This window comes from Chitinophaga oryziterrae, assembly GCF_009758125.1.
GTDB lineage: Bacteria > Bacteroidota > Bacteroidia > Chitinophagales > Chitinophagaceae > Chitinophaga > Chitinophaga oryziterrae.
Window position 1 is genome coordinate 253,996 of the sequence record NZ_WRXO01000008.1, and the last position, 15,088, is coordinate 269,083.

8 protein-coding genes are annotated in these 15,088 nt (G+C 45.0%); 4 read left to right on the forward strand and 4 right to left on the reverse strand.

Features of this window, described 5'->3' with window-relative positions; genetic code table 11:
- Positions 1-93: 93 nt before the first annotated feature.
- Complete coding sequence (locus tag GO495_RS24045) at positions 94-3,666, reverse strand: PKD domain-containing protein (protein WP_157302497.1); 3,573 nt, start codon at positions 3,664-3,666, stop codon at positions 94-96.
- 605 nt (positions 3,667-4,271) lie between these two features.
- Positions 4,272-6,572, reverse strand: a complete 2,301-nt coding sequence (locus tag GO495_RS24050) for an NADP-dependent malic enzyme (RefSeq protein WP_157302498.1) — start codon at positions 6,570-6,572, stop codon at positions 4,272-4,274.
- 122 nt (positions 6,573-6,694) lie between these two features.
- Between GO495_RS24050 and GO495_RS24055 the strand changes: the two genes are divergently transcribed.
- Entirely contained in the window at positions 6,695-7,135 is a 441-nt protein-coding gene (locus GO495_RS24055) for a DUF4293 domain-containing protein (protein ID WP_157302499.1), read from the forward strand.
- 36 nt (positions 7,136-7,171) lie between these two features.
- Here the strand turns inward: GO495_RS24055 and uvrA are convergent, their stop codons facing one another.
- Positions 7,172-9,976, reverse strand: coding sequence for an excinuclease ABC subunit UvrA (uvrA, locus tag GO495_RS24060; protein ID WP_157302500.1), 2,805 nt, complete (start codon positions 9,974-9,976; stop codon positions 7,172-7,174).
- Between the two features lie 321 nt (positions 9,977-10,297).
- Here uvrA and GO495_RS24065 point away from each other — a divergent pair, with 321 nt between their 5' ends.
- Complete coding sequence (locus GO495_RS24065) at positions 10,298-10,870, forward strand: RNA polymerase sigma factor (RefSeq protein WP_089782128.1); 573 nt, start codon at positions 10,298-10,300, stop codon at positions 10,868-10,870.
- A gap of 60 nt (positions 10,871-10,930) precedes the next feature.
- Here the strand turns inward: GO495_RS24065 and GO495_RS24070 are convergent, their stop codons facing one another.
- The gene (locus GO495_RS24070) at positions 10,931-12,130 is read right to left on the reverse strand and encodes a thiolase family protein (RefSeq protein ID WP_157302501.1); all 1,200 of its coding nucleotides are present in this window, start codon (positions 12,128-12,130) and stop codon (positions 10,931-10,933) included.
- Positions 12,131-12,256: 126 nt separating this feature from the next.
- Here GO495_RS24070 and rlmN point away from each other — a divergent pair, with 126 nt between their 5' ends.
- Entirely contained in the window at positions 12,257-13,294 is a 1,038-nt protein-coding gene (gene rlmN, locus GO495_RS24075; protein WP_157302502.1) for a dual-specificity RNA methyltransferase RlmN, read from the forward strand.
- 35 nt (positions 13,295-13,329) lie between these two features.
- On the forward strand, positions 13,330-15,069 hold the full coding sequence (locus GO495_RS32255) for a pseudouridine synthase (RefSeq protein WP_157302503.1): 1,740 nt from the start codon (positions 13,330-13,332) through the stop codon (positions 15,067-15,069).
- Positions 15,070-15,088: the final 19 nt, after the last annotated feature.

Consider the following 15,088-nt stretch of genomic DNA (forward strand, 5'->3'; position numbering starts at 1 on the left):
CTTTTTTATCAACCGATTGAACAGTCAATAAAAAAGATGGACATTGAAGTCTTCTATTTAAGTAGTTTTTCAGTATTGGTAAACTCTCAGACTTTAATCAGACTTGATGAATTTATAATACAAATCCGGATTACTATCATTTTTGATTTGTAGTATGTACATCCCACTCGCAAGATTATTTACATCAATATCCTTTTGAATGGAGGTAATAGTACCCAGATAATAAGTTCCCTTTATTTCCCCATTGCTGTTATAAATCCTGACAACAACCGTTGCGGTTGCATTCAGCCTGAGGTTTAAATGCAATATACTAACCACCGGATTTGGATAAATCCGTATATCAGACGCATTCATCATAGCAACGTCCAACTTTTTCGAGCTCATCTTAACAGCTGTCCCTGCGCCTGTATTACCAACAATGATGGTTACATCGTCTGTAGCAGTATTATTATACGTATCTGTTACTTTTAGACGAAACACATAAGTACCTGTTGCGGTAAATGTAACGACCGTTACCGGGGATGATGCGTTCATAATGCTATATCCGTCCGGACCGCTTACTTTTGTCCAGGCATAATAGGATATATACCCATGATTTGTAGCGTAGGACGCAGATCCATCCAGTGTAACCTTATTGACAGAAGGATAAGCTATGGTCTGATCAGTACCTGCATTGGCAAACAACCCATGGGCAGGATTAGGAATTACAAATATGGATACATCATCCGTGGCTTTCATTCCTTTATTGTTAGTGACTGTTAACCGGAATATGTAAGTACCTACACTGGTCAGCCGGTTAAGATCAGTCTTAACTTTGTTAGGTGAAACGATGGTAGCGATGGTAGGCCCTGAAACCTGTGTCCAGTTATAGCCAGTTATAGTTCCGTTACTATCTGTAGAACCAGCTCCACTGACAGCACTACTATTCTTTGGCTGTCTGATGGTTTTATCCGGACCGGCATTCGCTACAAGTTCAGATGTATCTGCTATTAAAATAACATTTACCTGATCGCTGGCAGTATCTCCTGCATTATCGGTTACTATTAGCTTAAAACCGTAAGTACCGATAGTCGTCAGTCCACTTATTACCGGTTTACTAGTTGTCGCAGATCCAATAGTAGCTGTAACAGGGCCTGATATCTGTGTCCAGGCATATGAAACGATGCTGCCATCCGGATCTGATGAACCAGAGCCATCCAGCGTGATGCTTGAAACCGGAAATACTATGGTTGTATCGGCACCGGCAACTGCTATCGGGGGTTTGTTTATAATTGTACCGGACTCATATTCATCTGCACCTACGTCATAAGTTATCCCCCAGGGCCTTATATCTCCATCAATATCCGTATTAAAATACGCACTCAGGTTTAAGCCTTTATCAATGGCCGGGGACCCTGATGCCAGGTGAAAGTCCTTAGCGCCGGCATTAGAAAATTTAACAACCGTTATATCGGCATAAGAAAGATTGTTAGAAGCCGTATAATCTATACCTGTCGCTACATTCAGGTACTTTGAACCTACATTTGCCATTAGGTTATTGTAGAACAGATTTCCCGGCGCTACAGTACCATAACTATTCATATAACGGATGGCATCTCTTCCTGAATTAACGATAGTGTTATTAAACACATTTACGTGCAAAGGAATATAATTGTATTTAGTAGGCCTGTCATCAATAAAGAGTGCATCTTGTTTTGAGGTAGTGCTATCGAAACCAGCATCACTGATAATATTATTATATACGGAACAAAGTCCGATACCAAATACCTCTATACCGTTGCCGGTACCTTTGATAACGGTGTTGTTGTATACCTTTCCATTAGTTTCGCCACCGAGAATAATGCCCGCCTGCTGGCTCCCCACATTCATAATACCAAAATTCGATACTGAATTATTATAAATCTCAACATCTTCGGGTGCAGATGCTACCTGTATAGCATCCCAGCCGGTATTGGCAACATTGATATTATATATTCTCAGGCCATAGATACGTGGAGGCAGTACATTTTTCACCGTACCATCCGTGCAGGTTACTGTTGTCCCATTCGGAGCAGTGTTACCTATATACATTCCTTCTCCTGATACATCGTGAATATATATATCATGTAATTTCACATTGCGTATAGCAAAATAAGGATACTGGTTAGCAGTATCACAGTCGGGGTTCACTTTAGCCATTACGCCTACCTCACTTCCAGTAATTTCAACCCTTTCTGCTTCATAGTCGGTACATCGTTTACCCATTGCAAGGCCCACATTCAACCGCTTGACGACACCATTTACAATGAACCCATATTTGTCACTGGAACCAGAGCCCGTAACCTTAAAATATTTAGTGTTATTAAATATAAATCCATAATTACCTCCATTTCCGATGTTCACCGGGCCTCCACAGTTGACAAATACAATAGGTTTGACCGCACTGCCGGTAAAGTTAAAGAACTGGATATAACTATAATTACCAGCCTGAATACAAACAGTATCACCAGGTTGCACATGCAGATTTACACCGTTGATATAGGCCCCTCCATCAACTCCCGGTGTTATAAGAAATTTGCAGAAATTGCAAGTGGAACCGGCAGCTCCTCCTATCGGATTTACTACTACTGTAACTTGTTTTGTGCTTATCATCCCAACCGTATTCTTCACTGTCAGGTTAAATGTATATCTGCCGCTTATCAGTTTGGTTACAGTAATTATGGCATTATTGGTGCTGCTTAAGATTGGACCCAAATGGCCTGAAACAAGTTTCCAGTCATAACTGATTATCCTGCTACCCGGCGCTGTTGAAGGTGAGCCATCCAGTACAATACTATCCACAGGTAGTGTAATGGTTGTGTTCCCGGCCGCCACTGCTGCTATTGGCGGAGGAATTTCTCTTGCCGTATCGGTATATTGCAACATCCATTCATAAATGTTTGGAGACTGGTAAATGTGTGTTGCATCATACGCTTTGTCCCATACATTATCGCTATGTGTACCTCCCGGGTAAGAAGTAGCAATAGCTGGATATGTCGGACCGCAGGTATTAATCTTATTAACGTAATTAACCTGGTTATCAATAAAACCATCCAGGCTGCCGCAAAGAAACCACGAAGCAATATTACTACCGGCGATATTACAAAGGCCGGCTACTTTATTATCATCTATAGCGGCTGCAGATACCGGTATAATTGCAGCCAGTTTGCTCGAAAAATCGAAACCTGAAGCTACATAGTTCAGGACACCATAACCCCCGGCACTCAATCCGGTAAGATAAACACGGGAAACATCAACGCGATATTTTGACTTAATATCATTTAGAATATTTTGGACCATATCTTCACTGGCCCAGCCATTGGGGATTTGGGGTGAAACGGTAATGAATTTGAATAATTTACCGTTTACTGTAAATTCCATTTTTGCCCCCTCTGCAATGATCTTTGGCAGACCATGTGCAAGTACTACATTCAAATCCGTACCACGTTCGGTTGCACCGTGAAGAAAAATGATGAGCGGGTAATTGGTAGATGTGCTGTTGTAATCATCCGGTAAATGTAGCCAGGCTCCCGTTGTTTTATCTGGGGTGATATTGATTGCAATCTTCGTTTGATTCCCCTGTGCACGGCTTTGTAAGGGGTAAAACATGCTGATCACTAAGCCTGCAAATAATAATAATCTACTCATAAGTAGGTGATTAAATGGTTTTAAATTTAAATAACCACACCGTTTTTCTTATGCTATTGTGCCACAACGATCCCCGCCTTTTTGTCGGGCATCCTGTATGCGCGATTATTTAGCAAACATTTCTTTAACAGCTAAGAGCTGTATCAAGACCTTTGTTACATTTTTCCCACAGGCAACATCTAAGGAAACGGCTAAATCATTAAAGCAAAAAGGATCTCTAATTGAGGACAGTAAAAGGAAGATTACCTGCATCATCCCTGGCTTAGATCAACCATGGAGTACTTTTAGTCATTTCGACAGGATAGCAGATATAACTGAGAAGGAGGACGTTCGTAATTAAACCTATATCTTTTGCAAAGATAAGAAATATAACGTCCTGTTGACATTTCCTTATGATAAAATATCTACGAGCAGGATTGTTTAATAATTCAAAAAAGTTACACAAAAAAGGCTGTCTTTTAGTAAGACAGCCTCATGATTATTTCTGAACTTGGTCCAGGCGGAAGAACCCTACAGACTTTTCGGGTATCAATAGTTTCCAGATTAAGCTTAGCATTAGGAGCTTAAAGTGCTATTGGGAAAGAGTTTTCAATTCTTCCCCTTTTTCATTTCTTCTTAGCGGGCGTTTTTTCTTTACAGCATTTATGCTGTGCATCTACTACCGCAATGTTCACCATATTCACGATCTGACGCACCGTACTGCCTAACTGCAGGATATGCACCGGCTTTTTCATCCCTAACAGGATGGGGCCTATGGAATCAAAACCCGCTACTTCCTGTAACAGGTTATAAGCCACATTGCCAGCTGTAAGATTGGGGAAAATGAGGGTGTTCACTTCCTGGTCTATCAACTCGCTGAAAGGATAGCTATCCTTCAGGATTTCTTTGTTGAATGCCATTGCAGCCTGGATTTCGCCGTCCACGATCAATGAAGGGTCCTTTTTCTTTACTATTTCACGGGCCTTGCTTACCAGTTGTGCTTCAGGAGTACCACTGGAACCGAAGTTGGAATAAGATACCATGGCTATACGGGGAACAATGTTGAACTGTCTTACTTCGTTTGCTACCAGCAATGTGATATCTGCCAGTTCTTCCGCTGTAGGATTGAAGTTCACTGTAGTATCCGCAAGGAATAACGGTCCGCGTTTGGTATTGACGATATACATGCCAGCCACACGTTTCGCATTCTCTTCCATACCTATTACCTGTAATGCAGGACGTATAGTATCCGGGTAGTTACGGGTAAGACCGGAGATCAGTGCATCTGCTTCACCGGTTTCCACCATCATACAGCCAAAGTAGTTACGCTCACGCATCACTTTCTTAGCCTCATACAGATTAAACCCTTTACGCTGACGCTTTTCAAAGAATAACTGTCCGAATTGATGGCGTTTATCATGCATCTCATCGCTCTTAGGATCGATGATCACGGTATCTTCCAGTTCAATACCGTTTTCTGCTGCCAGTTGCCGGATCTTGAGTTCATTACCCAGCAGGATCGGATAGGCAATACCTTCATCTCTCACTACCTGTGAGGCTTTCAGTACTTTCAGGTTATCTGCTTCTGCAAATACCACCTTACGAGGGTCCTGACGGGCCTTGTTCCCGATTACGCGGAATAACTGGTTATCCAGTCCCAGCCGTTTGTTCAGTACTTCTATATAATCCTCCCAGTTAGTGATGGGCTGTTGTGCAACACCGCTATCCATGGCTGCTTTAGCTACTGCAGGAGCTACATGGCTCAATAAGCGCGGGTCCAGTGGTTTTGGGATGATATATTTTGGACCGAAAAAGAGGTTCCTCTCATTGTAGGCCAGGTTCACGATATCCGGCACCGGCTCTTTGGCCAGTTCTGCCAGGGCCTTTACTGCAGCCAGTTTCATTGCTTCGTTGATCTGGGTAGCGCGTACGTCCAATGCTCCGCGGAAGATGTAAGGGAATCCCAGTACGTTGTTCACCTGGTTAGGATGATCTGAACGGCCGGTAGCCATGATCACATCCGGGCGGGAACCGATGGCCAGGTCGTAAGCGATCTCCGGATCAGGGTTTGCCATGGCAAATACGATAGGGTTCTTGGCCATGCCTTTGATCATGTCCGGTGTTACCACATTCCCTACAGAAAGCCCTACGAATACGTCTGCACCTTTCATCGCTTCTCCCAGTTCCACTACTTTGGAAGTGGTGGCGAACTGTGTGTGCATCTCTGTGAGATCTGTACGGGAGGTATTCAGCACCCCGTTCTTATCAAACATCACGAAGTTCTCCAGTTTTGCACCTAAGGCCACATACAGCTTTGCACAGGCCATAGCAGCAGCGCCGGCCCCATTGATGACTATCTTTACTTTATCTATCTTTTTCTTTACCAGTTCCAGGGCATTGAGCAATGCAGCGCTGGAGATGATAGCCGTACCATGCTGATCATCGTGCATGATAGGGATCTTCAGTTCTTTTTTCAGGCGTTCTTCGATAGCAAAACATTCCGGACTCTTGATATCTTCCAGGTTAATGCCCCCGAAAGTAGGTTCCAGCGCTTTTACCACCTGCACAAACTCGTCTACATCCCTGGTATTCAGCTCTATATCAAACACATCTATATCTGCAAAGATCTTGAATAATACCGCCTTCCCTTCCATTACCGGTTTACCGGCCTCCGGGCCAATATCTCCGAGTCCCAGTACAGCGGTACCATTACTGATTACCGCTACCAGGTTACCTTTGGCGGTATATTTATATACATTTTCTACGTCTCTGTGGATTTCCTTGCAGGGTTCAGCTACACCGGGAGAATAGGCGAGTGAAAGGTCCCATTGCGTTTTAGTGTTCTTCGTAGGTATAACTTCTATTTTGCCAGGCCGTCCCATAGCATGGTAATCCAATGCATCCTGCTTGTTCAGTTTTTTAGCCATAATTCAAATAAGATTGTTCTTGGGCGTGCAATATACGAAGTATTGCAGGAACAGGAAGTACCACGAAAGAGTAGGTTCACAATAATTACTTACTTTTACGACGCTAAACCTGACTGTCTAACATGATACAACGTATTCAAACTCTTTATCTTTTATTAGCTGCTGCGGCTGGTGCAGCTACCTGGTTTTTTGATATCTGGAAAGCGACGCTGAGTGATAATGTAGTGAGCTATTTTAATGTACAATCCAGCTATCTGGTGTTTGTGCTTTATATGGTGATAGTGATGCTGGCATTGATTTGCATCTTCCTTTTCAAGAAACGTAAAATACAGTTCAGATTAACCGTGCTGAATATCTTCCTGTCCATAGCCGCTATTGTACTTCAGTATTTTAAAGTGATGGATTTTGCGAATGTTTTGCAGACAGGCGGCAAAACAATTACCTCTTCCAGCTATCTTCCGGCAGCATTTCTGCCGGTACTTATATTAGTATTCCTGTTTTTAGCGGCGAGAGGAATTTATAAAGATGAAAGGTTGATTAAGTCGCTGGATAGATTAAGATAATTTAAAAAGCCCCTGACGATGTCAGGGGCTTTCTTTTTACAGATATTTACCTGTATAACTTTCTTTTACTTTTTTCAATCCTTCCGGTAAGCCTGCGTAGAGCAATTTACCACCACCGGCACCACCTTCAGGCCCAAGGTCTATTACCCAGTCGGCGCTTTTTATCACATCCATATTATGCTCAATGACCAGTACGGTATGTCCCTGATCTATCAGAGCATTAAAGGATGCGAGTAGTTTTTTGATATCATGGAAATGCAGACCGGTAGTAGGTTCGTCAAAAATGAACATGATATGTCCCTGTGCTTTGCCTTTTCCCAGGAAAGAGGCCAGCTTTACACGCTGTGCTTCGCCACCACTAAGAGTATCACTGCTCTGACCCAGTTTGATATAGCCGAGGCCCACATCACCTAAAGGACGGATCTTGTTGCATACGTCCTTCTCTTCCTTAAAGAATTCAAGTGATTCTTCCACACTCATAGACAGTACATCGTAGATGCTCTTGCCCCTGTAGGTCACTTCCAGTACTTCTTCCTTGAAGCGTTTGCCACCGCAGGTTTCACATACCAGGTGCACATCGGCCAGGAACTGCATTTCTACGATCACTTCCCCTTCTCCTTTACAGGTGTCGCAACGGCCACCATCCACATTAAAGGAGAAATGTTTGGGCTGGAAGCCACGCATTTTGCTCATGGGTTGTTTGGAGTACAGGTCCCTGATCTCATCATATGCTTTGATATAGGTGACCGGGTTGGAACGGGACGATTTTCCGATGGGGTTCTGGTCGATCATCTCTACCTGGGTGATATCATCCACTGCGCCTTTGAGCGCGCGGTGCTGTCCTACTCTTTCAGCGAATTCCCCTTTCAGCTTCATCATAGCCGGGTATAGGATTTGTTTGATAAGAGTAGTTTTACCAGAGCCACTTACACCACTTACAACGGTGAGTACCTGTAAGGGGAAATCGACGTCAATGTTTTTAAGGTTGTTTTGTTTACAGCCTTCCAGTGTAATGGCTTTTTTCCATTTACGGGTGTGGGCCGGTGGTTCTATGGTCAGATGCCCGCTTAGGTATTTACCTGTAAGGCTTTTGCTGTCTTTTAGTATTTCCTGGTAGTTACCGGCAAAGATCACTTCTCCGCCGAGGTGACTGGCCAGAGGGCCCATGTCAATAATGTAATCCGCCTCTTCCATCATTTGTTCATCGTGTTCCACTACTACGACGGTGTTGCCAAGATCGCGCAGTTCTTTCATGACGCCGATGAGACGGTGTGTATCCCTGGCGTGCAGCCCTATACTGGGCTCGTCGAGGATATACATGGAGTTGGTAAGATTACTGCCAAGGGAGCGGGTGAGCTGGATACGCTGGCTTTCCCCACCACTTAATGTATTAGCCAGGCGGTTGAGGGTAAGGTAACTAAGACCTACATCCAGCAGTGTTTTAAGGCGGTGATGTATTTCTATCAGTATCCTTTTACCAACCTGCTGGTCGTATTCATTGAGCTGGAGATTGTTGAACCACCTGTTGAGGTCTTCGATGGGCAACTCCACCAGGTTGGCGATGTTGGTATCGTTGATCTTTATGTACAGCGCTTCTTTGCGGAGACGGCCCCCATTGCATTCGGGGCAGAGGGTACGTCCGCGGTAGCGGGACTGTAATACGCGGTATTGTACTTTGTAGAGGTTCTGCTCTACCATTTTGAAGAACTCGTTGAGTCCGTAGAAGTGTTCGTTGCCTGTCCACAGCAGTTGTACCTGTTCATCTGTCAGATCGGTGATCGGTTTGTGAACGGGAAAGTTGAACTTACGGGCCACTTTGATGAGCGCATCTTTGTATTCGCCCATCTTTTCCCCTCTCCAGGGAGCGATGGCCCCTTCAAATACGCTGAGGCGTTTGTCGGGGATGACTAAGTCGGCATCTATGCCTAAAACCTGGCCAAATCCTTCACAGACAGGGCAGGCACCATACGGATTATTGAAGGAAAACAGGTTAGGGACAGGTTCCTCGAATTGCAGTCCGTCCAGTTCAAAGCGGTTGGAGAAGTGTTTCATCTCGCCACCATCCACCTCCACGAGGCAATCGCCTTCACTTTCATAGAAAGCTGTCTGTACGCTGTCTGCGATGCGGTGCAGGTCGTCTTCCTCGAAGTCTTTTACCACGAGGCGGTCTACCAGCAGGTAAGCATCTTTGCCTACAGCAGGTTTTTTCTCTTCCAGCAGTTCTTCTATGCGCAGCAATTTATCCTTTGCGTATAAGCGGGTAAAGCCTTTCTGCATCAGGATCTGTAGTTCTTCCTTTACCTCACGCTTGGCGTGGCGGCGGAAGGTAACCAGCAGTTGTACTTTGGTACCGGTGGGGAGTTTTTTGATGAAATCCACCACATCGCTCACCTCATGTTTTTTGACTGGTTGTCCGGATATGGGGGAGTATGTTTTACCTATACGGGCAAAGAGCAGTCGCAGGTAGTCGTAGATTTCTGTCATGGAGCCCACGGTAGAGCGTGGGGTACGGGTGATCACTTTTTGTTCTATAGCGATAGCCGGGCAGATGCCTTTAATATAATCCACATCGGGTTTATTCATACGCATGAGGAACTGGCGGGCATAGGAGCTGAGGCTCTCTGCGTACCTGCGTTGTCCTTCTGCATACAGCGTATCCATTGTTAATGATGACTTACCAGAACCAGACACCCCGGTTACCACAACCAGCTTATTGCGGGGGATGCCAACGCTTACGTTTTTCAGGTTATGTACTCTTGCGCCTTTAATGAATATTTCATCCTTTGTATTAACTGGCTGATCGTCAGTTATTGTTTCCGTTTTCTTCACTTTAGTAGCCATGAATCTGCAAATTTCCTCGAAAAAGTTTAGAATTCTTCCGTTAAATACCGAAAGTAAGGATATTCTCAGATAATTATATTCGCACTGAATCGATTACGCAGCAAAGCTGCACCCTGCCTCAATTACCTTATATTAAATCCTTTCAAACGTATCTTGTTTTATTCAACTATTCCATTATATTTGCAATATACCAGAATTTAGGATTATCTTAACATTCACCAAAAAACTGCCAATTATAGCATAAACTCTACACAATACCTACTGACTGTTAAAGGTCTGTTTCTTATTTTAAACCCGCTATTGTAGACGTTTATGCAAATAATGTACAAACTCAGTGACGAGCAATTAATTACCCTTTTTAAGAAAGGGCACGCTTCCGCATTGGAGGAATTAGTTCACAGGCACAAAGACAAGCTCTATACCTCCATCTTTTTACTGGTAAAAGATTCTTTCCTGGCAGAAGATATATTCCAGGATACCTTTATCAAGATCATTGATACGATACGGGCTGAGCGTTATACAGAAAAAGGCAAGTTCCTTCCCTGGGCAATACGTATTGCACATAACCTGTGTGTAGACCACTTCCGCAAAATTAAACGTAACCCGATCATCAAGACGGGCGACGATAAAGATATCTTTAATGTATTGGGCTTCAGCGAAAGCAGTGCAGAAGAAAAGATGATCACCCGGCAGAGCCACGACCGTGTGCGCAGAATGCTGGATATGCTTCCTGAAGAACAACGGGAAGTGATCATACTGCGGCATTACGCAGATCTGAGTTTCAAAGAAATTGCTGACCTCACACACGTGAGTATCAATACCGCATTAGGCCGTATGAGATATGGCTTAATCAATCTCCGTAAAATGATGACGGAGAAGCAGATTTGTTTGTAATCCGTTTTTTTGCTTGCCATCAGCGGGCAGCCGGTTTAAGTCTCCGACTGCCCGTTTTTTTTATATCTTCTCGAAGATAATGGTGGCTCCCTGGCCTACACCCACACACATTGTAGCCAATCCATACTTAGCGCCGGACCTCCGGGCCATCTCATGCATTAACGTAGTAGTGATACGGGCCCCGCTGCATCCTAAAGGATGACCGATAGCGATAGATCCACCATTCACATTGATATTTTCAATATCGAGGTTAAGGTCTCTTATGCAGGCCAGTGATTGCGCCGCAAACGCTTCGTTTAATTCTATTAAATCAAGTTGATTTACGGAGATACCTGCCCTGCGGAGCGCTTTCTCTGTAGCAGGGACAGGGCCAATCCCCATGATGGAAGGGTCTACACCGGCTACTGCCATGGCGTTGATCTTCATGATGGGGGTGAGATTGTATTGTTTCAAGGCCTGTTCTGATACGATCAGTACTGCCGCCGCACCGTCGTTGATACCGGAAGAGTTACCGGCGGTTACGCTGCCGTCTTTGGCGAACGCAGGTCTGAGGCCAGCCAGTTTCTCGTAAGAAGTTTCGCGGGGAGGTTCGTCTCTGGAGATAATTACCTGTCCGTCTTTATTGGGAGTGATAGCGATAGACATTATTTCAGCCTCCCATTTACCGGCATCCAGCGCTTCTTTGTATTTTATCTGGCTCTGGAGGGCGAAATAATCCTGGTCTTCCCGGCTGATCTTCCACTGGCGGGCTACGTTTTCTGCCGTTTCACCCATAGAATAGGGATGGTACATATCGGCCAGTTTCCTGTTGGTAAAGCGCCAGCCGATGGTAGAATCATAGATTTCTGTTTTACGGCTGAAAGCCCCATCTGCTTTGGGCATTACCAGCGGAGCGCGGGTCATGCTTTCCACGCCACCGGCAATGTATACGTCGCCTTCCCCGCACATGATGGCTCTGGCAGCGTCCATGATGGCCTGCAGCCCTGAAGCACAAAGGCGGTTAACGGTATTACCGGCAACGGTTACCGGCAAACCAGCCAGCAGTGCGGCCATACGGGCTACGTCACGGTTGTCTTCACCAGCCTGATTGGCGGCCCCGGCAATCACGTCTTCAATACCGGCAGGATCCAGTGTGGGATTGCGTTCTATCAGTGCTTTGATCACGTGGGCCAGCATATCGTCTGGCCGGATGGTGCTGAGTACCCCACCATAACGACCGATGGGTGTGCGTACCGCATCTACTATATAAGCAGCTTGCATTGTTCTGTTTTGGTTATAAAAGGCTGTAAATGTAGGTAAAAAGTCCATCGACTAAAAAAACCTTACCTTTGTCGCTCATATCGACTGCCGTAAGGCAGACATTATCTCATTTAAAGGTCAAACAAATTGGGTAAAACAAACATCCGGCATCTTAATTTACCGGCATTACAGGAATACTTCGGGTCAATTGAAGAGAAGCCATTCCGAGCAAAACAGGTCTACGAGTGGCTTTGGCTGAAACATGCTACCAGCTTCGCCGCGATGACCAACCTCTCTAAAGATCTCCGCAACAAACTGGAAGAGCATTTTACACTACCGGCAGTGACAGTGGATGCTACACAGAACAGTGCAGATGGTACCATCAAAAACCGCTTTAAGTTACATGACGGTCATCTTGTGGAAGGTGTACTCATCCCTACAGATACCAGGCAAACTGCCTGTGTTTCTTCCCAGGTAGGTTGCAGCCTCAGCTGCAAATTCTGCGCTACCGGGTATATGGACCGCAAACGCAATCTGGACTTCGACGAAATTTTTGATGAAGTGGCCTGGCTGAATAAGCAGGCACTGGAATCCAGCGGCAAAAAACTCACTAACATCGTGTATATGGGTATGGGCGAACCCCTCCTTAACTACAGGAATGTACTGCAATCCATTGAACGCATTACTTCTCCTGATGGGCTGGGTATGTCTCCTAAACGTATCACCGTATCTACTGCAGGCGTATCCAAAATGATCCGTCAGCTGGGAGATGATCAGGTGAAGTTTAATCTGGCGCTGTCGCTGCACGCTGCGAATGATGCAAAACGTAGTGAGATCATGCCTATCAATGATACCAATAACTTACAGGTACTCATAGAGGCGCTGAACTACTTCTACAAATGCACACAGAACCAGATATCATTCGAATATATCCTTTTCAAGGATTTCAATGATTCCCTGAAAGATGCGGACGAGCTGATAAAGATCTACCGTCAGGTTCCTGCTGATCTCATTAACATTATCGAATACAATCCCATCTCACACGCGAAGTTCCAGAAACCGGACGAGGAAGTGGCAGATGCCTTTATGGAATATCTCGGCAAACATCGTGTAAATGCACGACTGCGCCGGAGCCGTGGTAAAGACATTGATGCTGCCTGCGGACAACTGGCCAATAAAGGCTGATCCGTTTCCTTTGCGAATAACTTAAAATTAATCTGATGAAGAAAAATACGTCTGCTAAGAAGGGTTTTTCCCCTTTTAAAGAAAACAAAAGCAGTTCAAATAAAAAGGCTGCAAAGCCAAATAATGGTGCGTACAGACCACGTAAGACAAAGTCTGAAGATGGTGCTGCGACAGAAAGACCTGAACGGAGTGAATGGACAAGACCTGAGCGTCCTGAAAGAGAAAAGACCGACCGTAAGTTTGGAGAGAAACCACCAAGAGCTGAAGGCAAGTTCTGGGACAAGTCTGACAGGAAACGTACAGAAGCAAGACCAGAAAGAGGTGATAGCGAACGTAAAGACAGACCTAAAACAGAGAGAAGCAATAAACCAAGCAAGTTTGCGGAGAGACCTGAGCGTAATAGCTTCGGTGGAGAGAAAGCTGAGAGAACAGAGCGTAAAAGCTTTGGCGACAGACCGGAAAGAGGTGAGCGCAAGAGCTTTGGTGGAGAAAGAACAGAACGTAAAAGTTTTGGAGACAGACCGGAAAGAGGTGAACGTAAGAGCGAAAGAGCAGAGAAACCAGCAAGAGGTGAAGGCGAACGCAGACCCCGTATCTCCAATAAAACAGAAAAGAAAACTGCCAATGGCAGAACTCCTTTCAAACCCCGTCCTAAAACAGACGACGACAGCGCATTTCACAGTCCAGGTGGCGCACGCAGCAAGGATACCCGTGAAGAACGCGCTACTCCAAGCGGATTTAACCGCAAGAAATTCTTCGATACTGCAAACGACCGCTTTGCAGATAAACAGGAGCGTAAAACTGATGCAAGGAAATCCCGCAGGGATGATGATTCCGAAGAGAGAAAGCCTCGCAGAGATGATGCTGGTGAAAGAAGCCCACGCAGAGATAATTCTCCAAGAGACTCCGAAGAAAGAAGACCCCGCAGAGAAGATTCAGAAGACAGGAAACCGCGCAGAGATGCTGACGACAGGAAATCCCGCAGGGACGATTCTTCCCGGGAATTCGGTAAACACCGCCCCAGGAAAGGAGAAGGAGAAAATACAGAATATGCACCCGGAGAAATGCCGCTGAATAAATACATCGCGCATTCCGGACTCTGTTCCCGTCGTAAAGCGGTAGATTTTGTGAAAGAAGGTAAGGTTACAGTAAACGGTATCGTCATCACAGAACCTGCTACCAAAATAACGCCTAAAGACGAAGTTGCGATCAGCAATAAACGTATCAATATCCAGAAGAACCTGGTATACATCCTGCTGAACAAACCAAAAGGATACATCACCACTACCGACGATCCTGAAGGCAGGAAAACAGTGATGGAACTGGTACAGGACGCTACCACAGATGAAAGAGTATACCCCGTTGGACGTTTAGACCGTAATACTTCCGGTTTATTACTGTTAACCAACGATGGTGAACTGGCACAGAAACTGGCACATCCTAAACATAATATCCGTAAAATATATCACGTAGGACTGGATAAACCACTCACCAAAGCTGACTTTGATCAGATCGTTGCAGGGGTTACACTGGAAGATGGCGTGGCAGTGGTAGATGCCCTGGGATATGTGGAAACTAATGACCGGAAGGAAGTTGGAATCGAGATCCACAGCGGTAAGAACCGTATTGTACGCCGCATATTTGAACACCTGGAATACCAGGTAGAGAAGCTGGACCGTGTAACGTATGCTGGTCTTACCAAGAAGAATGTTAACCGTGGTAAATGGCGTTTCCTGACAGAAAAGGAAGTCATCTTACTGAAACATTTTAAATAACAGCCTATCTATTACGAAT